The sequence below is a fragment of the Streptomonospora wellingtoniae genome (assembly GCF_031845375.1).
In the GTDB taxonomy this organism is placed as follows: Bacteria; Actinomycetota; Actinomycetes; order Streptosporangiales; family Streptosporangiaceae; genus Streptomonospora; species Streptomonospora wellingtoniae.
Genome location: NZ_JAVREK010000020.1, coordinates 35,229 through 54,475 on the forward strand (window position 1 = coordinate 35,229; position 19,247 = coordinate 54,475).

18 protein-coding genes and 1 tRNA gene are annotated in these 19,247 nt (G+C 73.9%); 9 read left to right on the forward strand and 10 right to left on the reverse strand.

Annotated elements, in window-relative coordinates:
- Positions 1-3 precede the first annotated feature (3 nt).
- The 4 genes from RM446_RS17705 to pheA all read left to right on the forward strand — a co-directional run bounded on the left by RM446_RS17705 (position 4) and on the right by pheA (position 3,403).
- Positions 4-360 carry an STAS domain-containing protein gene (locus RM446_RS17705; RefSeq protein WP_311546449.1) on the forward strand — a complete coding sequence of 119 codons (357 nt, stop codon included), beginning with the start codon at positions 4-6 and terminating at the stop codon, positions 358-360.
- A 330-nt stretch (positions 361-690) separates the two neighbouring features.
- A complete protein-coding gene (locus RM446_RS17710) occupies positions 691-1,533 on the forward strand; it encodes a glycosyltransferase family 2 protein (RefSeq protein ID WP_311546450.1) in 843 nt (280 codons plus the stop codon).
- A 73-nt stretch (positions 1,534-1,606) separates the two neighbouring features.
- Positions 1,607-2,248 (forward strand): DUF4446 family protein, encoded by a 642-nt coding sequence (locus RM446_RS17715; protein ID WP_311546451.1) that lies wholly within the window; start codon positions 1,607-1,609, stop codon positions 2,246-2,248.
- Positions 2,249-2,461: 213 nt separating this feature from the next.
- Positions 2,462-3,403: a prephenate dehydratase gene (gene pheA, locus RM446_RS17720; protein WP_311546452.1), complete on the forward strand. Its 942-nt coding sequence runs from the start codon at positions 2,462-2,464 to the stop codon at positions 3,401-3,403.
- Between the two features lie 31 nt (positions 3,404-3,434).
- Here pheA and RM446_RS17725 read toward each other — a convergent pair whose 3' ends face one another.
- On the reverse strand, positions 3,435-3,617 hold the full coding sequence (locus RM446_RS17725; RefSeq protein ID WP_311546453.1) for a hypothetical protein: 183 nt from the start codon (positions 3,615-3,617) through the stop codon (positions 3,435-3,437).
- A gap of 202 nt (positions 3,618-3,819) precedes the next feature.
- Here RM446_RS17725 and serS point away from each other — a divergent pair, with 202 nt between their 5' ends.
- Entirely contained in the window at positions 3,820-5,088 is a 1,269-nt protein-coding gene (gene serS, locus RM446_RS17730) for a serine--tRNA ligase (RefSeq protein WP_311546454.1), read from the forward strand.
- Positions 5,089-5,188: 100 nt separating this feature from the next.
- On the opposite strand, the gene RM446_RS17735 is transcribed toward serS, so the two are convergent.
- Both RM446_RS17735 and RM446_RS17740 read right to left on the reverse strand, forming a co-directional pair.
- Positions 5,189-5,719, reverse strand: a complete 531-nt coding sequence (locus RM446_RS17735; RefSeq protein WP_311546455.1) for a bacterial proteasome activator family protein — start codon at positions 5,717-5,719, stop codon at positions 5,189-5,191.
- Between the two features lie 28 nt (positions 5,720-5,747).
- Complete coding sequence (locus RM446_RS17740) at positions 5,748-6,731, reverse strand: NAD(P)H-quinone oxidoreductase (protein ID WP_311546456.1); 984 nt, start codon at positions 6,729-6,731, stop codon at positions 5,748-5,750.
- A gap of 1,162 nt (positions 6,732-7,893) precedes the next feature.
- On the opposite strand from RM446_RS17740, the gene RM446_RS17745 reads away from it, so the two are divergent.
- Entirely contained in the window at positions 7,894-9,999 is a 2,106-nt protein-coding gene (locus RM446_RS17745; protein ID WP_311546457.1) for a nucleotide-binding protein, read from the forward strand.
- Positions 10,000-10,188: 189 nt separating this feature from the next.
- Here RM446_RS17745 and RM446_RS17750 read toward each other — a convergent pair.
- Both RM446_RS17750 and RM446_RS17755 read right to left on the reverse strand, forming a co-directional pair.
- Positions 10,189-10,277: transfer RNA gene (locus tag RM446_RS17750), tRNA-Ser, on the reverse strand.
- 112 nt (positions 10,278-10,389) lie between these two features.
- Entirely contained in the window at positions 10,390-11,307 is a 918-nt protein-coding gene (locus RM446_RS17755) for a LysR family transcriptional regulator (protein ID WP_311546458.1), read from the reverse strand.
- A gap of 433 nt (positions 11,308-11,740) precedes the next feature.
- Between RM446_RS17755 and RM446_RS17760 the strand changes: the two genes are divergently transcribed.
- Positions 11,741-12,394 (forward strand): DMT family transporter, encoded by a 654-nt coding sequence (locus RM446_RS17760; protein WP_311546459.1) that lies wholly within the window; start codon positions 11,741-11,743, stop codon positions 12,392-12,394.
- Positions 12,395-12,502: 108 nt separating this feature from the next.
- Here RM446_RS17760 and RM446_RS17765 read toward each other — a convergent pair whose 3' ends face one another.
- Positions 12,503-14,509 carry a cation:proton antiporter domain-containing protein gene (locus tag RM446_RS17765; protein WP_311546460.1) on the reverse strand — a complete coding sequence of 669 codons (2,007 nt, stop codon included), beginning with the start codon at positions 14,507-14,509 and terminating at the stop codon, positions 12,503-12,505.
- A gap of 141 nt (positions 14,510-14,650) precedes the next feature.
- Here RM446_RS17765 and RM446_RS17770 point away from each other — a divergent pair, with 141 nt between their 5' ends.
- Together RM446_RS17770 and dnaN are read left to right on the forward strand one after the other, a co-directional pair.
- A complete protein-coding gene (locus tag RM446_RS17770) occupies positions 14,651-15,118 on the forward strand; it encodes a DUF4442 domain-containing protein (protein ID WP_311546461.1) in 468 nt (155 codons plus the stop codon).
- Between the two features lie 174 nt (positions 15,119-15,292).
- On the forward strand, positions 15,293-16,432 hold the full coding sequence (dnaN, locus tag RM446_RS17775; protein WP_311546462.1) for a DNA polymerase III subunit beta: 1,140 nt from the start codon (positions 15,293-15,295) through the stop codon (positions 16,430-16,432).
- Positions 16,433-16,537: 105 nt separating this feature from the next.
- Here the strand turns inward: dnaN and RM446_RS17780 are convergent, their stop codons facing one another.
- From RM446_RS17780 to RM446_RS17795, 4 genes are all read right to left on the reverse strand, one after another.
- On the reverse strand, positions 16,538-16,966 hold the full coding sequence (locus tag RM446_RS17780) for a PPOX class F420-dependent oxidoreductase (RefSeq protein ID WP_311546463.1): 429 nt from the start codon (positions 16,964-16,966) through the stop codon (positions 16,538-16,540).
- 144 nt (positions 16,967-17,110) lie between these two features.
- A complete protein-coding gene (locus RM446_RS17785; protein ID WP_311546464.1) occupies positions 17,111-17,560 on the reverse strand; it encodes a VOC family protein in 450 nt (149 codons plus the stop codon).
- Between the two features lie 355 nt (positions 17,561-17,915).
- Positions 17,916-18,758, reverse strand: a complete 843-nt coding sequence (locus RM446_RS17790) for a DUF2786 domain-containing protein (RefSeq protein WP_311546465.1) — start codon at positions 18,756-18,758, stop codon at positions 17,916-17,918.
- 57 nt (positions 18,759-18,815) lie between these two features.
- Positions 18,816-19,229, reverse strand: coding sequence for a hypothetical protein (locus RM446_RS17795; protein WP_311546466.1), 414 nt, complete (start codon positions 19,227-19,229; stop codon positions 18,816-18,818).
- Between the last annotated feature and the right edge of the window lie 18 nt (positions 19,230-19,247).

Sequence of the window (19,247 nt, forward strand, 5' to 3'; positions counted from 1 at the left end):
ACTGTGGAGTTGAAGATCTCGAGTCAGTCTCAAGGCGATAGCGCCGTTGTCACCGTGCGTGGCGAGATTGACCTCTATACGGCACCGCAGCTGCAGAGCGGGCTCGTCAACGCACTGGAGGACGGTGCGCGGCGACTCCTGGTCGACATGTCGCGGGTGGAGTTCTGCGACTCGACCGGGATGAGCGTCCTGCTGTCGGGAATGAAGCGCGCACGCGCGAAGGAGGGCGACCTCGTCCTCGTCGCGCCCAAGCCCGCAGTCCGCAAGATCCTGGAGGTCACCGGGCTGAACGCCGTCTTCGCCATCGAGGACTCCACCGACGCCCTTCCCCTGACGGCCGAGTCCAGCCCCACGGCGTAGGCCGTGCCCGGTGGACCGCTGTCCAACGGCGCGGCTCCTGCTGGCGGTCGGCGAAGCACGGCCCGCCGCCTGTCGCCGCGCTCCGCGGGGCGCTGAGACGAGTCCGGTCGCCGGCCGCGGCGGAGGCCGCCGAGTGCGCCGGCGGCGGCGCTCCGTGCAGCTCGGCCGGGCCGCCCATCGCTCGCTGCGTGGGCGCGCGCGCCTCGCACACATCGGACCCGGGCGCCGCAGGCCCCGCCGTCCGCTCTCGGACCCGGCGGCGGCGCCCTGCACGGGCGCGCCGCCGGCCGGACGCGTCGGCGCGCGGCCCGCTCCCTTCGGTGAGGGCCCGTGAACGAACCCGCGCAAGCCGGCAGGGCGGGCCCTGCGACCGCCGTCGTCATCGCCGCGCGTGACGAGGAGGCACTGATCGGCGCCACGGTGCGCGCGGCCGCCGGCCTGCCCGGAGCCGACCTGGTCGTGGTGGTCGACGACGGTTCCCGCGACCGCACCGCCGCCGTCGCCGAGGCCGCAGGGGCGCGAGTGCTGCGCCACGGCGCCAACCGCGGCAAGGGCGCGGCCATGGAGACCGGCGCCGAGGGGGTTCGGCGCGCCGAGAGCGCCGACCGCCGCGCGGCGCCGCGCCACCTGCTCTTCCTCGACGCCGACCTCGGCTCCAGCGCTGCACGGGCCGCGCCGCTGGCGGAGCCGGTGCGCTCGGGGGCGGCCGACATGACGATCGCGCTGCTCCCGGCGACACGGCAGCGCCTCGGCGGACGCGGCGCCGTCGTATCGCTGGCGCGCGAGGGAATCCGGCGCGCGACCGGGTGGGAGCCCGAGCAGCCCCTCAGCGGCCAGCGGTGCCTGACCCGGGCGGCGTTCGAGGCCGCGCGGCCGCTCGCCGCGGGCTTCGGTGCGGAGGCAGGGATGACGGTCGACCTGCTGCGCGCGGGACTCGCGGTGGTGGAGGTCGAGGTCTTGCTGGAGCACCGGCCCATCGGCGCCGGTGTGGGCGCGCAGCTGCACCGCGCCCGCCAGTTGGCGGATGTGGCGCGGGCGCTGGCCGAGCGGGACCTGGGCCCGGCCCTGGCGCGCCGCGGGCGGCGGCTGCGGGACGACCTGCGCGGCGCCGCGGTTGTGGCGGCGCGCAGGGCCGCCACGCGGCGCGGGCGGGCGGCACGCCGCCGCCGATGAGCGGCGACCGGCTACGCGAAACGCGCGGAGTGTCGTTCGCATTACAGAGAGTGGCGGATACTCTCGCACTGTGGTGACTACCTTGACTACCTATCTGGCCGCTCTGGCGGCGATCGCGGGCGTCGGCGGACTGGCCCTCGGGGCCTACGCGCTCATCCGCGTCCGCAGGACGGCGCGTGACTGCCGCACGATGATCCAACGGCTCCAGCCCGACGGGAACGGACTGGACATGCGGGCGGTGCGCGACGTCGCGATGGTTCGCTACGACGCCCTGGAGGAGATGTCGGGGGCGCGCTCGTTCTCACTAGCGCTGCTCAACGCCGTCGGCGACGGCGTCGTGATGACCTCGATCAACGGGCGGACCGAGTCGCGGACCTACGCCAAGTCCATCGGGCAGGGCCGCGCCGAGGAAGCGCTGTCGCCCGAGGAGTACCGCGCCATCCGCGCGGCCCGGCTCGGGCACCGGCCGGGCGTCCCCGAGGGCGACGACACGGCTGTGCACTCCGGGAAGGGCGGGTCCGGCAGCAAGCGCAAGCAGGCCGCCGGCGACGGCGCCTCGGCCGGCGGGCAGGGTGCCGCCGGGGACCGCCCGCAGGCGGGCCACGGGGACGGCAACGGTGCGCCCGCCGGCAGCGACGCGTCGGCGGTGCGCACGCTGGGAACCGCGCCGACCGGGGCGCCGGCCAGCGGCACGGGGGGCGCCCCGGCCGACTGACCCGGGCCGGGTCCGCAGGCCGCTCACCGCGGCGGCGCAGCGGGCGGCGCCCTTCCCGGCGTCTTCCGTCCGAGCGGGCGGAAGAAGCCCACGCGCGGACCGCCGATTCGCGGGCCGGTGACGCCCGCCGCACGGGCGATCGCAGGTCGGAGGGGGCGGCGGCCGCCGCCCGGACCTGCGCAGCGCACGCCGCACGGGTATAACCTGCGGAATATGCGTTACGCCTATCTCGGCCCCGAGGGGACGTTCACCGAGGCCGCACTCCGGACCCTCCAGCCCGAGGCGCCGGAGTCGGCCCGCATCCCCTACGCCGGCGTCGACGCGGTGTTCGCCGCGATCCGCCGCGGCGACGCCGACGGCGGCACGGTGCCGCTGGAGAACTCCGTCGAGGGCGGCGTCACCGCCACCATCGCCGAGCTGATCAACGGCGAGCCGCTGCTCATCGCGGCCGAGGTCGCCCTACCCGTCGAGTTCACCCTGTTCGCGCGTGGCGGCGCGACGGTCGCCGACGTCAAGCGCATCGCCACCCACCCGCACGCACTGGCGCAGTGCCGCGGGTGGCTCGCCCGCCGCCTCCCCGACGCGGAGGTGTTCACCGTCTCGTCCACCGCCGCGGCGGCCCAGAGCGTCGCCGAGCCGGGCAGCCCTTACGACGCCGCCATCTGCGCGCGTATCGCGGGCGAGCGCAACGGGTTGCACGCGCTGGCCGAGGGCGTCGGCGACCGCGACGACGCGGCGACCCGCTTCATCCACCTCATGCGGCCGCAGGCGCTGCCCGAACCGACCGGGTCGGACCGCACATCGCTCGTCGCGTTCCTGTCCGACGACCACCCCGGGGCGCTGGTCGAACTGCTCAACCAGTTCGCGGTCCGGGGGGTGAACCTCACCCGGCTGGAGTCGCGGCCCACCGGCGACGGCCTCGGCCGGTACTGCTTCTGCCTGGACGCCGACGGGCACGTGGCCGATCCCGCCGTAGGCGAGGCGCTGATGGGGCTGCGGAGGCTGTGCAAGGAGGTCCGGTTCCTCGGCAGCTACCCGCGGGCCGACGCCGACACCGAACTCACCCCCTTCATGCCCTCGCGCGGCACCACCAGCGCCGACTTCTACGAGGCCCAGGAGTGGCTGGCCCGCATCAGGGCGGGTGAGGTCGGCTGAACCCGGCCGCTTCGGGCGCACCCGAAGCGGCTCACCCCGCCGACAGCGCCGCCTCGGCCGGGAGTTCCGCCTCCAGGGCCAGGGTGAGCCGGTCCCGAAGCGCCTTCTCCAGGGCCGCGTCCTCCGGGCGGAGGTAGGGCAGCTGGCCCAGCGCAGCCCGCACTTCGTCCGCCGTCATGGCGCTCAGCGCCTTCATCGCCCACGGCTGTGCCATCGCTGCGTGCTCCTTCCGTCTACGCCGGCGCGCCCCCTCCAGCGCGCCCGCACCCGGTACACGGTGCCGGGGGACGGTTATGACGCGCTTTCGCGGGGGCCGTTCTCCACCGCGGTCCGCACGGCGGGGTTGTGAGTGGCGAGCGGGTGGTGACGGGCGGGAGCGATGTGTCGCCCGCTCCGATCACCGGTAGCCTGCAGTCGTGATCGACCTCCGTGCCCTCAGAGAGTCCCCCGACCGCCTGCGCGCCTCGCAGCGGGTCCGCGGCGAGGACGAGACCGTCGTCGACCGCCTGCTGGACCTGGACTCCCGGCGCCGAGCCGCGCAGACGCGCTTCGAAGGCCTGCGCGCCGAGCAGAAGAGCGCGGGCAAGGCGGTCTCCTCCGCCGCCCCCGAGGAGCGGGAGTCTCTGCTGGCGAAGGCCAAGGAGCTGGCGGCCGACGTCAAGCGGGCCGAAGCCGAGGCGAACGACCTCGGCGCCGAGGTCGACGCGATGCTGCACGACATCCCCAACATCGTCGACGAGGCCACCCCCGAAGGGGGCGTCGACGACTTCCGGGTGCTGGAGCACGTCGGCACCCCCGCCGAGCTCGACTTCACCCCGCGCGACCATCTGGAGCTGGGCGAGCTGCTCGGCGCCATCGACACCGACAGGGGCGCCAAAGTCTCGGGAGCGCGGTTCTACTTCCTCACCGGCGTCGGCGCGATGCTGGAGCTGGGCCTGCTGAACATGGCCATGCAGCAGGCGGTGGCCAACGGCTTCACCCCGATGATCCCGCCGGTGCTGGTGCGCCCCGAGACCATGGAAGGCACCGGGTTCCTCGGCGCCCACGCGGACGAGATCTACCGGCTGGAGGCCGACGACCTCTACCTGGTCGGCACCTCGGAGGTCCCGCTCGCGGGCTACCACGCCGACGAGATCCTCGCCGCCGACGCGCTGCCCAACCGCTACGTCGGCTGGTCGTCGTGCTTCCGACGAGAAGCCGGTTCCTACGGCAAGGACACCCGCGGCATCATCCGGGTGCACCAGTTCAACAAGGTCGAGATGTTCGTCTACGCCCATCCCGACGACGCCGGCGCCGAGCACGAGCGGCTGCTGGCCTGGGAGCGCGAGATGCTCGACAAGCTGGAGCTGCCCTACCGCGTCGTCGACATCGCGGGAGGCGACCTCGGCACCAGCGCGGCCCGCAAGTTCGACTGCGAGGCGTGGCTTCCCACGCAGGGGCGCTACCGGGAGCTGACCTCGACCTCCAACTGCACCGACTTCCAGGCGCGGCGGTTGAACATCCGCTTCCGCGACGGCTCCGACAAGCCGCGCCACGCCGCCACGCTGAACGGCACGCTGGCCACCACCCGCTGGATCGTGGCGATTCTGGAGAACCATCAGCGGGCCGACGGCTCGGTGGCGGTCCCCGAGGCGCTGCGGCCCTTCGTCGGCGGCCGTGAGGTGCTCGAACCGGTCAAGCGCTAGGACCGGCGGCGGCCGCCCCGCGGGAACCGCCCGGTGCGGCACCCTTCGCGGTGGCGTCGCGGACGGTTCCCGGAGCCCGTGCCGGGCGGGCGGCGCCCCGTCACAGGTAGGGGCCGGATCCCCCCCGCTCGGGCTCGCCTGGCGGCGCCATGCCGGCGGGCAGCGCCTTGCGCATGTTCTCCAGCTGCGCGCGGGCCGCCATCTGCTGGGCGAACAGGGTGGTCTGGATCCCGTGGAACAGGCCCTCCAACCAGCCGACGAGCTGGGCCTGAGCGATCCGCAGCTCGGCTTCGCTGGGGGTGCTGTCTCCGGCGAAGGGCAGGGTGAGGCGCTCCAGCTCCTCGATCAGCTCCGGAGCCAGGCCGTCCTCCAGCTCCTTGATGGAGTTGGTGTGGATCTCGCGCAGCCGCTCGCGGCTGGCCTCGTCCAGCGGGGCGGCCTTCACCTCCTCCAGCAGCTGGCGGATCATGCTGCCGATGCGCATCACCTTGGCCGGCTGCTCGACCATCTCGCTCAGGGGACGCTGGCCGGCCTGCTCGTCGCCCTCGCTGCCGGAACCGGAGCCGGTTTCCGCGCCGGAGCCCATGACCAGCACGTGCGGCTGCTCTTCATCGTCGAATCGCTCGCTCATGATTCCCTCACCTAACGGTGTCGCGTCGTCATCGGGTGAGCACGATCTTGCCGACGTGCGCGCTCGACTCCATGATGCCGTGTGCTTCTGCGGCGCGCTCCAGCGGCAGTGTGCGATCCACGATGGGCCGCACCGAGCCGTCGGCGACCAGTGGCCAGACGTGCTCGGCAACCCCGGCCACGATGGCGGCCTTCTCGTCCAGTGGCCGCGAACGCAGCGTCGTGGCGTGCACAGACAGGCGCTTGACCAGCATTCGCCCGAGGTCGAGCTCGGCGGAGCGCCCGCCCATCAGTCCGATGATCACCAGGCGGCCGCCCACGTTGAGCGAGCGCACGTTGTCGGCCAGGTAGGAGGCGCCCATGATGTCGAGGACCACGTCGGCGCCCGCGCCCCCGGTCACCTCCTTTACCCGGTCGGGGAAGCGCTCGCGGTGGTAGTCGATGCCCGCGTCGGCGCCGAGCTCGCGGCACCTGTCCAGCTTCTCGGCGCTGCCGGCGGTGGCCACGACCCGCGCGCCGCGCGCGTGCGCGAGCTGGATGGCGAGGGTGCCGATGCCGCTGCCGCCGCCGTGCACGAGCAGGGTCTCGCCGGCGCGCAGGCCGGCGGTCATGAACACGTTGGACCACACCGTGCAGGCGGCCTCGGGCAGGGCGGCCGCGGTGACGAGGTCGACGCCGCGGGGGACCGGCAGCAACTGGCCGACGGGCACGGCGACGCGCTCGGCGTAGCCGCCGCCGCTGAGCAGCGCGCAGACGGGGTCGCCCACCGACCAGCCGGAGTCCTCGGTGCCCGGACCCAGGGCGGCGACGTGGCCGGAGCACTCCAGGCCGGGATACTCGGAGGCGCCCGGGGGCGGAGGGTAGTTGCCCTGGCGCTGGTTGACGTCCGCCCGGTTGGCGGCTGTGGCGGCGACGTCGACGAGGACCTCGCCCTCGCCGGGGACAGGGTCGGGGACCTCGGTCCAGGCCAGGACGTCGGCCGGGCCGGGTTCTGTGATGAGGATCGCGTGCATGCCGCAACGCTACCCAGGCCGGTGCGGGCCGTGCGTACCGGCTCGGCCGCTTGTGGACGGCGGGCGGACGGGCGGGCGCGGGGTGTCCGCTTTTGGCTGCGGTTCGTATCTTTGTTGGCGGAGGAGAGAATATCCGTGAGTCCGGGTCTGGTCTGCCACGTTCCCCATGGCGCGGCCAGGCGGCAGCGATCGGACATCGCGCACCCGAGCAAGCGTCTTGAGGAGAACCGCGTTGGCACACCGAGAGCACGACGGTTCCGAACATGCCGGTATGCGTGCGTGGGACAGGGGGTACGACCAGGACGCCGCGGCGCACGAGGCTGCTCCGGGCGACCGCGGGCAGGCCCCCTCCCCGGCCGATCAGTGGTTCGGCGACGCGTCACCGCCGCCCCCGCCCTACGCCGTCGACGAGGGCGCCGTCCCGCCGCCTCCCTACGCCGTGGGCGGAATGGCCGGGTTCGAGCCGGACCGGCCCGCCCCGCAGGCGCCGGCGGATCGGCGGGGTCGGGAAGATCCGGCCGGACCCCCCGGACCCGCCGGACCCCCCGGACCCGCCGGACCCGCCGGACCCGCCGGACCCGGCGGACCCGGCGGTGCGCCGATTCAGGACGGCCCGTCCGGCTCCGCCGCTTCCCACGGACCGCCGCCCGCTCCGCAGCAGCCTTTGGCGCCGGGTCCCTACCAGGTTCCCGGTGCGCCGGGCGGGCCGCAGCCGCAGTACGGCGACGGCTGGAACCAGGCGCCCGCGCCGGACGCCTACCCCTCCGGCCCGTACCGGGCCGGGCCCCACCACGCACCCGCCCCGCAGGACCCCCGCGGAGTACCCCGGGACGCTTCCGACCCGGGCCTCTTCCCCGGCGGCGGGCAGGAGGCGCCGAACCCGGTCCCGCCTCCCCCGGCCGCCTGGGACGGTGATCCCGCACGCCGCGATCCGGCCGGGCCCCCACCCGCCGAGCCGCCGGGGTTTCCCGGCGCGCGGCCGGGCGAGGCGCACCCGTCGGGCCAGTACCCGGCACCGCCGCCCGGTCCCGCGCAGCAGCCCCCGGCTCCCGGCCGCCCGGCGCAGGACCCGAACCAGCCGCGGACCGCTTACAACGGGCAGCCGATTCCCGCGGCGCCCGGGTCCGACCGCCCGGCGCCGGACGCTCCCGACGCGGCGCGCATGCCCGGACACCGCGACGGCGGCGCCTCCGACGGCGCCGGCGTCCCCGGTCGCGCCGCCGAGTCGCAGGGGCGGACCGCGGACCGGGACGCCCAGCAGGACGGGGGCGCCGCGCTCGACCCCCCCGGTCCAGAGGAGGCGGCGCCGCCACCCGCCGAACCGCCGGCCCCGCCGCCGTGGAGCAACGGGGCGGGCGGCGCGCCGTGGACGGGCGGCCATAGCGGCTTCTCCCAGTGGGCGCCCCCGGAGCGCGCGCCGAGCCCTGCGCCGGACTCCCGGCCCGACGGCGGTCCGGCCCGCCCCAACGGCGCCGGTCCGCGCCCCGGTGAGGCGACCGAGGTCTTCCCGCCCTTCCGCGACGAGGGCGAGCCGGCGGCGGGCTCGTGGTCCTACGACCCCGCCGCCTGGGGCGAGTCTCCCGCCACGCCTCCGCGCCCCACCGGCCGGGGGTGGGCGCCCTCCGACGACGGACCGCAGTGGACCTCGGCCGAGCCCGTCCGCCCCGTCGAAGACGCACAGGAACCGTACGGCGCGCCCGGCGAGCCGCCGCTCGCCGGCGACGGTCCGGCCGCCCCGCCGCGAGTGCGCCCGCCGGACGGGTCGGCGCCCGCCGACGAGCGCGCCGCACCGGGCGGGGACGTCCCCTCTCCAGAACAGCTTCCGCCGCTACCGCCGAACGCGGGGCCCCCGTACGGCGGACCGGGCACCGGCCCGGGGGCCGGCCTGCCTCCCGCGCCTCCCCCGGAGCCGTCGCAGTACCCCGGAGGGCCGGGAGGCGGCGCCGACACCGGCGGCCGTCCTGCTCCCCCGCCCGGCGACTGGCGGCCGGATCCGGCGCCGTCGGGTCCGCAGGCGTGGAACGCGCCGCCTCCTCCCGGTCCGGGACAGGCGCAGCCGCCGTACGCGCCCGGCACGCCGGACGGCGGTCACCCCGACGACTACAACCAGCCCTACGACGCCTACAGCCGGCCCCTCCGGCAGCCCGGCAATCCGCACGCCCACCCCGGCTACGACCCCTACGGCGCGCCTCCGCCGCCGGGGGCGCCGGAGGGCTACCGGCCCGCGCAGGGCCGGGCTCCGGGCGGGCCGCCGTCCGGTCCGCAGACGGGCTTCCAGTACTCCGCCCACTTCGCGGACGGCGTGCAGGCCCAGCAGTTCCCCGGCTACAGCGGGCACCCCGAGACGGCCGAGGACCTGCGCGCGGAGAACCTGGTCAGCGACAAGCGGCCGGGGCCCAGCAAGGGGTGGCGCAAGATGCTCCACTCGGCCACCTTCGGGCTGGTCGACGTGGGGGAGTCGGCGGCCGAGCAGCGCCGCCGCGAGCTCACCGAGCGGGCGCGCACGCAAGTCGGCGGCGGCCACCACCGGGTGGCGGTGCTGAGCCTGAAGGGCGGAGTCGGCAAGACAACCACCACTGTGGCACTGGGCTCGATGCTCGCGTCGCTGCGCGGCGACCGGGTGCTGGCCGTCGACGCCAACCCCGACCGCGGCACCCTGTCGGACAAGGTGCGGCTGGAGACCGCGGCCACCATCCGCGACCTGCTCAACGAGCGCGAGTCCATCTCCCGTTACGCCGACATCCGCGCCTTCACCTCCCAGGCCAACAGCCGGCTGGAGATCCTCGCGTCCGACCGCGACCCCGCGGTCTCGGAGGCCTTCAGCGAGGACGACTACCGCGAGGTCTCCTGGCTGCTGGAGCACTACTACTCGATCTGCCTGACCGACTGCGGTACCGGCCTGCTGCATTCGGCCATGCGCGGCGTGCTCGGCCTGGCGGACCAGATCGTGCTGGTCAGTTCGGCCTCGGTCGACGGGGCGCGCAGTGCAAGCGCGACCCTGGACTGGCTGGAGGCGCACCAGTACGGCTCGCTGGTGCGCGGCGCGGTGGTGGTGCTGTCGATGGTGCGCACCGGCAAGAGCAGCGTGGACCTGGACCGGCTGGAGCAGCACTTCGCGAGCCGGTGCCGCGCTGTGGCGCGCGTGCCGTGGGACGCCCACCTGGAGGAGGGCGCCGAGGTCGACCTGGAGCGCCTGGCGCCCAGTACGCGCGACGCCTACCTGCAGTTGGCCGCCACCGTGGGCGAGTCCTTCGCCTGGCCGCGGTGACACCGCTGTGCGGGGCCGCGCCGGAGCGGCCCCGCACGGCACCCGGTGCGCTCCGGAGCCTCCCGCGGGATCGCCCGGCGCGGGCCGTAGCGTCCCGGTACAGAGCAGCCGTGAGCCGGGCGGGGCGCGAACGGGCGAAGCCCTCTCCCCGGTCCGCGGGCGGCGGACGGGGAGAGGGCTTCAGAGGCGCGGAGGGTGTGGGATTTGAACCCACGAGATCCCGCTAAGGATCTTGTGCTTTTCAAGAGCACTGCACTCGGCCACTATGCGAACCCTCCATGAGCGGCGGCCACGCAGGCCGCCCACAGCATAGCGCAGATACTCGAGTCGGTTCGGAGGTCCGCAGCTCCGCGGCCTGCTGCGCCGCGCCGTGCCGCGGAGGCTCGCGCGTCAGCCGGCGCCGCCGTGCTCCCCGCCGCCCTCCGAGCCGCCGCTCAGGGCGGCCAGGCAGGCGCGGATCGGCGGGCTCTCGTACTCGGCCCGCCACACCGCCGCGATCTCGCGCCGCAGCGGCGCGTCCAGCGGCACGAAGCGAACGCCGGGGGGAGCCGGCCACTGCGCCATCTCCGGGACGAGCGCCGCGGCCAGGTCCGCGGCCACCAGCGCCAACTGGGTCGGCACCTCGTCGAGCAGGTAGCGGACATCCGGCTCCACGCCCCGCCCTCTCAGCGCCTGCACCAGCGCCTCGTGCTGCTCGGTGCCCGGCGAGCAGCTCGCGAACGGGGTGCCCTCCAGCTCGGCCAGGCCGACCCGCTCGCGCCCGGCCAGCGGGTGGCGGTCCGACAGGGCCGCGCTGACCTCCTCGTCGACGAGGGGACGCACGGACAGGCCGGGCGGGAGGAAGACCGGGCGGTTGGCCCAGCTCTCCACCAGCAGCAGGTCCAGCTCGCCGCGCAGCAGCAGCGGCATCATGTCGATGACCTCGCCGTCGCGCACCGAGGGGATGAGCCGCGGATGCGCGCGGGCCAGCTCGGCCAGCGTGCGCGGAAGCAGGGTACGCACGGCGCTGCCGACGCTGCCGATGCGCAGCGGACCGAGCGTCTCTTCACGAAGGTCGGCGAGGTCGTTCTCCGCCGCACCGGTCTGGGCCACCACCCCGGCGGCGTGCTCGGCCAGCACGCGGCCCGCGTGGGTGAGGCGGACGCCCCGCCCGTCGGGCTCCAGCAGCCGGTGCCCGGTCTCGCGCTCCAGCTTGTTGAGATGCTGCGAGACGCCGGACGGGGTGATGTGCAGGGCCTGGGCTCCCTGCGCGACCGAGCCGTGGACGGCGACCGCGTTCAGGATCCGCAACCGCTCCAGATTGAACACATAAGTAATGTTACCGGGTTTATGGTAGAAATGATCGCTTTTGCTTCGCGCTCGCCCCCGGCACAGTGGTCGGCATGGACAGGTACGGCGATCCGACGGCCCGGGGTCCGCGTCCGGAGGCGGCCGCGGTGGCGCCTCCGCGGACCGGCCGGACCGCCGGAACCGGGTCCGCCGCCGCGCCGGGAGCTGGCCGGACCGCCGGACCGCTCGACCGCCTCCACCCGGTGGTCGCGGCGATGTCCGGCGCGGCAGCAAACTCGACCTCGGCGGCGTTCGCGAAGCTCGCGGGTGCGGGACCCGGCACGACGGCGTTCCTGCGCTGCGCGCTGGCGCTGGTCGTCCTGCTGCGCTCGCGGCGGCGGAGCACCGCACGCGCGGGTCCCGCCCGGCACGGCTCGTCGCCGCCGACGCCGCGGCCGGTCTCCTGCTCGGCGTGGACTACGTGTTCTGGGCGCGCAGCATCGACGACGTCGGCGCCTCCATCGCGACCGTGCTGATCAACGTGCAGGTGGTCGTCTTCCCCGCGCTGGCGTGGGCTTTCAGCGGGGTGCGTCCGTCAGGCCGCTTCGCCCTGGCCGCGCCGGTCATGCTCGCCGGAGTGGCCTTCGCGAGTGGGGCGGTCGGCGACGCCGCGCCGGGCGCCTCTCCCGTCTCCGGTGCGATCTGCGGCGCCGCCGCCGGTGTCGCCTACGCCGGGTACCTGTTCCTCACCAGGTCGGCGGGCGGGACCGGCCACAGCGCCGCGCCCGTATTCGTCTCGACGCTGTCCGCCGCCGCTGCGGCGGCCGTCCTCGGCGGCGCATGGACCGGCGTCGATCTGGCACTGCCGCTCGCCTCGTGGGGCTGGTTGGCGGCCCTCGCCCTGGTCGGGCAGGTGCTGTCATGGCTGCTGATCGGTTCCGCCCTGCCCAGGCTCGCACCGGGAACCGGTGCGGCCCTGCTGGTGATCCAGCCCGTCCTGGCGGTCGCGCTGGGGACGGTCTTCCTCGGCGAGCGGCCGAGCGCGACGCAGCTCGGCGGCTGCGTGCTCGTCCTCCTCGCGATCTGGGCGCTGGCGACCGAGCGGCCACGCGCCAACCACCGTTGATCTTGTAGCTATCGTCACTGGAAATCGTTTTACATCACGATAGCTACAAGATCGGCGGGGTTCGGGGAGGTGCCCGCCGCCCACCGGCTGCCCCGCCGTGCGGCCGGACTACACCGTGCGGAGGATCAGGGTGCTGTCCAGGTAGCACCACGCCCAGTCCTCCCCCTCCTCGGCCGCGGCGGCGAGGGGGTGCTCGGCCTCGGTCGCGTGCGCCGACGCGTGGCGGTTGGGGGAGGAGTCGCAGCAGCCCACGTGGCCGCAGCCGAGGCAGATGCGCAGGTGCACCCAGTCGTTCTCGCCCGTGAGCAGGCAGTCGACGCACCCGGCCGTGCCGGGCAGCACGGGGCTGATCCGCGAAGTGTGCGGGCAGGCCTGGGGATCGGCCGCGAAGTCGACCGGGATGCTGGGATCGGGGTAGTCGCCGGGAGGCGGTGTGGGGATGCCCAGCTCGTCCAGCAGGGTGCCGGCCAGGTCGGCGCCGACGGAGCGCGAGGTGTCGACGATTCGGCGCGCCCCCGAGGGGGCGAGGACGCCGGGCTCGGGGGCGTCGACCGGCCGCACCACGATCGGCGCGTCCGGTGCGAGCCGGCCGACGACGGCGGCGATCCGGGCGCTCTCCTCGGCGGTGTTCTCCGCGATGACGACAGCGCGGGCCGAGAGCAGTCCCGCCGCTTCGAGGACGTTCTGGCGCAACGGGTCGCCGCGGACCACGGTGTACTCCTCCGCCTCGGCTGCCGCCGCGAGGTCGGGGCTCAGTGTCGTGACGGCCACGGGGATGCCGCGGGCGCGCACGGCGGCGGCGAGCTCGGCGGCCACCGGGCCCCAGCCCGAGACCAGCACCGGCGCCTCGGGCGACGCGTCTGTTCCGCCGCCGTCGTCCCCGTCGCGGCCGGCACGCGAGGCGGACGCCGCGGTACGCGGCCGGAGGCGTCCGCCCGCCCAGCGCCCGAGGCGGTCGCCGAGCGCGGCCAGCGCCGGTGTCAAAGTCATCAGCAGCACCGTGACCGCGATGAGCACCTGCTCGCCGTCCGAGCCCAGCCCGGCCGGTGTCAGGCCCGCCTCCGCTCCCGAGCGCTGGAGGACGAAGGAGAACTCGCCGATCTGGGCGAGGAGCAGTGCGCCCGCCACGGCCGTGGAAGCGCCAACGCCCAGCACCGACAGCGCCAGCGCGCCGGTGGCCGCCTTGATCGCGACGACGGCGACCGCCAGCAGCAGCACCATCCACCACAGCTCCAGCAGCACGCTCAGATCCAGCAGCATGCCGATGGAGACGAAGAACGTGGCGCTGAAGAGGATCTGCAGCGGCAGCACCTCGCCCAGGGCGTGCGCGCTGTGCCGCGACTCGCTGACCACCAGCCCGGCCAGGAACGCGCCGAGCGCGACGCTGACCCCGGCCAGCGAGGTCAGGTAGGCGGTGCCCAGGCCGATGGCGACCACGGTGAGCAGGAAGACCTCGGGCGAGCAGGCGCGCGCCACGCGTTCCAGCACCGGCGGCATGACCTTGCGGGCGACGACCAGCACCACGACCAGCACGGCCGCGGCGGTGGCCAGGGCGCGGGCGATCTCCAGCGGGCTCTCGCCCGATCCGCTCAGCAGCGGGATGAGCAGCACCATCAGCACCACGGCCAGGTCCTGGAAGATCAGCGTGGCGATCGAGGCCTGCCCGAGCGGCGCCGTGGTCCGCCCTGCCGCGGACAGCACCTTGAGCACGATGGCGGTGGAGGAGAGTGCGACGAGGAAGCCGGTGAACACGCCGGCCCTCCAGCCGGCCCCGAACGCGATGACCAGTCCCGCGACCACCGCGATCGTCAGCAGGGCCTGCAACCCGCCGCCCACCAGCACGTGGCGCTTGATCGAGGCGAGCCGGGCGAGGGAGAACTCGATGCCGATGGTGAACAGCAGCAGGATGACACCGATCTCGGCCGCGGCCTCGACGGTCTCCGTGGTGGGTACGAGCCCCAGCTGGTGCGGGCCGATCGCCACGCCGGCCAGCAGGAATCCGACGATGGGGACGACGCGCACGCGCAGGCTGAGGTAGCCGATCACGGCGGCCGCACACACCAGCAGCACCACAGGCGAGAGGAACTCCGGAGTCTCCTCGGCGGCCAGGAGCATGCGGGACCTCGATTCTGCGCTGTTCACGGGGCTGGTCCGGCGTGGCCAGAATAGGCGGCCGACCGGCGCGGAGCGAGCACGGGCAAGGAGACCCCGGTCTCTCCGCACCCATTCGGGTTACCGGCGAGTAATATGTAGGTCATGGCAACCATGAACGAAGAGGCCGCCGAGGTCGTGAAGTCCGGCTTTCTGGCGGCGGTGCCCTTCGCCCGCACGCTGGGCGTGGAGTTCCTCGAGGTCGACTACGACCGCATCGCCATGCGGCTGCCCGACACCGAGATCCACCACAACCATGTCGGCGGGCCGCATGCCGGGGCGATGTTCACGCTGGGCGAGTCGGCGTCCGGGGCGATCATCACCGGCGCGTTCGGCCACCTGCTCGACCGCGCCGTGCCGCTGGCGGTCAAGGCGGAGATCCACTACCGCAAGCTCGCGATGGGCGACGTGATCGCTGAGGCGCGGCTGAACCGGCCCCGCGAGGAGATCGAGGCGGAGCTCGAATCGGGCGGGCGGCCGGAGTTCGCCGTCGAGGTCGGGCTGGGCACCGCGGACGGAACGGCCACCGGCGCCATGACCGTCACCTGGACTCTCAAGCCGATCCGGCGCTGACCCCGCTCCCGGTGCGGCCCGCGCCGGCACGGCCGGGTGTTCGCACCGTTGGTGCTCCGGGAATGTCGCAGCCGACGGATACGGTGGCCGAGCCGGCACCAGGTCGGCGACGTCCGGGCGCCGTCCGGGAGCGGTCTCGGCGCCTCCGGACCGTCTACACGGAGGTGGGGCAGTGTGAGATTCCGAGCCGACCGAGACTCGTTCGCCGACGCGGTGGCGTGGACCGCCCGCGCCCTGCCCACACGACCGTCCATGCCGGTGTTGGCGGGGATGCGTCTGGAGACCGCGGCCGGCTCCTCAGCGCTGCGGCTGTCCAGTTTCGACTACGAAGTCTCCGCGCGGGCCGAGGTCGAGGTCTCCGTCGAGGACCCCGGCGCCGTCCTCGTCTCCGGCCGGCTGCTCGGCGAGATCGCCCGAAACCTCCCCGACGCCCCGGTGGAGCTCCACGCCGACGGCGCTCGCGTGCTCGTCACCTGCGGCAGTGCGCGCTTCACCCTGCTCACGCTGCCGATCGAGGACTATCCGGCGCTGCCGGCGATGCCTGAGGTCAGCGGTTCCCTCAGCGCCGACTCCTTCGCCGCCGCTGTCCGCCAGGTCGGCCCGGCCGCCAGCCGCGACGACACGCTGCCGATGCTCACCGGCGTGAACATCGCCTTCTCCGGCGAATCGCTGACCCTGGTCGCAACGGACCGATACCGCATCGCCGTACGCGAGCTGTGGTGGAAGCCGCAGGCCGCCGAGTTGGAGACCTCCGCTCTGGTTCCCGCTCGAACGCTGCACGAGATCGCCCGCTCGCTGGTCGGCGGCACCAACATCGACCTCGCGCTGTCGGCGGCCGCCGGCGGGGCCGCAGGCGAGGGGATGATCGGCTTCGAGAACAACGGACGGCGCACCACCACGCGCCTGATCGACAGCGACTTCGTCAAGTACGAATCCCGGTTCCCGCAGGAGTCCGGCGCCCGCGCGAAGCTCGCCACCGCGCCGTTGATCGAGGCGGTCAAGCGCGTCGCCCTGGTCGCCGACCGCAACACCCCGCTGCGCCTCTCCTTCAGCGCGGGCGAGGTCGTGCTGGAGGCCGGATCGGGCGACGACGCCCAAGCCGCCGAAAGGCTCGACGCCGAGCTGAGGGGCGATCCCATCCGCGTGGCGTTCACGCCCGACTACCTCCTCGACGGCTTGGGCGCGGTGCACTCCGAGTCCGTCCACATCGACTTCACCCAGCCGACCAAGCCCGTCGTCCTCTCCGACGTCCCCGCCGACGACGCTCGGCCCCCCGAGTTCCGCTACCTGGTCATGCCGCTTCGGGTGGCGTGACGGCGCACGCGGCATAGGGGCCCTGCCCTCGCCCTGGCCCTGCCCTCGCCCTGGCCCGGCCGGTCCCCTGGCCCGGCCGCGCCCCGGGAGCTCGGCAGCGACGGCTCAGTCGGGGCAGCCCTCCATGTTCTCGATGTCGTGGTTGAGGTCCAGCGGCACGAACTCGTAGTGCCGGGTGCGGTACTTCAGCAGCTTGCGGGTCATCGGCACCCCCCAGCCGTGCAGCATCGGGTGGCGGCGCGCCAGCAGCAGGGAGGCGCGCTTGGCCTCGTCGCCGTCCAGGGGGCGTACCTCGCCGCGCACGGCGCCTCCGCGCGGCTTGCCGTTGAACGCCGCCGGCTGCAGGTCGGCGCCGGCGTTGCGGGCGAGCCGCTGCGCCCCACCCGACTCCTCCCACGTGCGGAAGAGGACCCGGCCGTCCTCGACCGCGACGCTGACCTGTTGGCTCTGCGGCCTGACGCCGTCGTCGTGGTAGGTGAGCAGCAGGGCCGTCTTGTAGCGCTGGAACGGCCTCAGGAGCGTGGCTGCGGTCATCCCGGTGAACTCCCTCGTCGGACACTGGCGTGTGCTACTTCACTCTTCCCCAAAAACGTGGTCTACGTCACCCCCGCAGCCGAGGCGGTCACGCCGAATTCCACGGCGCCCGTGCGTGGCGCCGCGGAGCCGGTAGCGGGGAGGTCAGGTGATGGTGTAGGAGTCGCCGACGCGCTCGCGCAGCTCCTCTGCGGACACCTCGGCCACGTAGGAGCCGATCCCCCACCGGTGGCCGAACGGGTCGCGCAGCCACCCCATACGCATGCCGTAGGGCTGGTCCTCCACCGGGCTCTCGGCGGTCGCCCCGGCGGCGAGCGCCGCTTCGAACACGGCGTCGGCGTCGGCGACCGTGAGCATCAGGCTCACCGGAGTGTCGCCGGCGGCCAGCGGTCCGCGAAGGCCGAGCTCCGGGTGCTCGTCGGCGAGATAGACCGGCGCGCCTTCCACGGTGAGCTCGGCGTGGCCGATGCGGCCGTCCTCGCCCGTCCAGCGCTGGTCCTCGACTGCGCCGAACGCGCGGCGGTAGAAGTCGATCGCGGCATCGGCGCCGTCCACACACAGGTAGCAGACGAGTGGGTTCGCTTCTGCGGTCATGGCCACTCACATCCTTCGTCCCACCGAAGTGGGTCGGTCCGAACGGATGCTTTCCACGCTAGCCCCGCAACGGGCGCCCGGTCTTGGACGAATGGGACGCGACCGGGACGCCGATTACGGACCCGCGCAGAGAAGGCGGCGAACAGGAAGGTGGGCCGGAAGTGAACGGAAAGCCAAGGCGGGTCATCTCCCGGTCAACCGCCGAGGAGAACGAAGAAGGTGGGTTCCCGTGGTTTATCCACAGGCATTTTTGACCGCTCGGCGACTCCCGTCGGATTTCCACGAGTTACCCACAGGGTTATCCACAAGGCTCCGCCAATGGGGGAAGACATGTGGATAGGGCGCAGGCGTCCGCTTACTCCCTTTCGGACAGAGCCGAGGTTCCGCCTTGGCCAACCGAAGAGCCGATGCCGAGTTCGGCGCGGCGTCCGCGCACGTACCCGGCGCGGTAGCCGGCCCGGTGGTGGGTGCGCTCTGGTCGAGTGGGCTTGAGCTGCGGGAAGCGGCGCTGGAAATCCTCGCGCACCCGGTCGATGTCCGTGCGCAGCACGACTTCGGCCCCGCGGGAGGAGGCCTCCTGCTCGCCTGCCTCGCCCGACCCCGACGCGGCGGCGCCGTCCTCCTCGCGCTCCTCGCGCAGCCGGGCGCGGAACTCCTTGATCCGCTCGGCAACTGCGTAGCCGTAGGCGCGCACGAACGACCGGTAGAAGCGGCTGCGCTCGGTTGAGAGGGTGGAGCGGTCGTAGTTGCGCAGCTCGCGCAGGTTGGCGATGTGCTCGCGCGCCGTGAAGCGGGCCGAGGCCTCCATCTGCATGGTGATGGAGGGCAGCAGGACCCGGAGCGCGTCGAGGGCGCTCGCGGTGCCGACGATGATCAGCGTGCGCTCGGTGTTGGCCGAGGTGTTGCCGCGCACAGCCGACTGGCAGCCGTAGGCGGCGGCGATCCCGGCCAGCGCTTTGACACGCGCCTTGCCGTGCCCTCCCACGCCGGAGACCGGGAAGTCGAACCGGGTGACGGACTCCGGCGACTCGCCCCGCTCGGCGCGCGCCTCGGCCTCCGCGATGGCGTGCCGAGTCATCAGTTCGGCCGCTTTGGCGGTGAACGCCTGGCTCTCGGAATCGGTGACCGCAGGGTCCTCCGCCATCCGGAGGAGCCCGCGGACCCGCTCGATCATCTTCTGACGAGCTTCAGTCGACATAGAGCGCTTGGTCGTTCCCCGTGGGTTGTTCTGCCATAGACCGGTGCAACAAGTGGATCAGGTCGACTTGTTCCCCGCCACCATGCCGACGATACCGAGGATGACCCAGATCACCGCTGCCGCTCCAAGGCCTGCGAAGATCGCGCCGAAGAAGCCCGCGCTCAGCAGCGAGGTTGCGGCGACGCCCAACCCGGCCAGCGCGGCCGGTCCGGCGGCGAACCGCCAGGGGTACTGGCCCGCCCACCGGCGCGCCCGGCGGTCGCCCTTGCTGCCGAGGAGTGCGACGCCCCCGCCGACGAGCGCGAAGAAGAAGATCGCGGTCCCGATCGGGCCGGCGATGGTGATGGCGGGCAGAGCCGTGAGGAAGGACAGGCCTCCGGCCACCACGCCCGCACCCGTCGCGATACCGGTGGGCCACATAAGTGTCGCCGCGTGCACGGGCATAAGCGAGTTTCCGCGCTCCAGCGTCATGTCAGCTCCTTTGTTCCG

Coding starts and splice junctions, on each gene's coding strand:
- pheA (WP_311546452.1), top strand. CDS start 2,462: ATGCGTTACGCCTATCTCGGCCCCGAGGGGACGTTCACCGAGGCCGCA.
- RM446_RS17725 (WP_311546453.1), bottom strand. CDS start 3,617: ATGGCACAGCCGTGGGCGATGAAGGCGCTGAGCGCCATGACGGCGGAC.
- RM446_RS17735 (WP_311546455.1), bottom strand. CDS start 5,719: ATGAGCGAGCGATTCGACGATGAAGAGCAGCCGCACGTGCTGGTCATG.
- RM446_RS17740 (WP_311546456.1), bottom strand. CDS start 6,731: ATGCACGCGATCCTCATCACAGAACCCGGCCCGGCCGACGTCCTGGCC.
- RM446_RS17745 (WP_311546457.1), top strand. CDS start 7,894: ATGCCCGGACACCGCGACGGCGGCGCCTCCGACGGCGCCGGCGTCCCC.
- RM446_RS17765 (WP_311546460.1), bottom strand. CDS start 14,509: ATGCTCCTGGCCGCCGAGGAGACTCCGGAGTTCCTCTCGCCTGTGGTG.
- RM446_RS17770 (WP_311546461.1), top strand. CDS start 14,651: ATGGCAACCATGAACGAAGAGGCCGCCGAGGTCGTGAAGTCCGGCTTT.
- RM446_RS17780 (WP_311546463.1), bottom strand. CDS start 16,966: ATGACCGCAGCCACGCTCCTGAGGCCGTTCCAGCGCTACAAGACGGCC.
- RM446_RS17785 (WP_311546464.1), bottom strand. CDS start 17,560: ATGACCGCAGAAGCGAACCCACTCGTCTGCTACCTGTGTGTGGACGGC.
- RM446_RS17790 (WP_311546465.1), bottom strand. CDS start 18,758: ATGTCGACTGAAGCTCGTCAGAAGATGATCGAGCGGGTCCGCGGGCTC.
- RM446_RS17795 (WP_311546466.1), bottom strand. CDS start 19,229: ATGACGCTGGAGCGCGGAAACTCGCTTATGCCCGTGCACGCGGCGACA.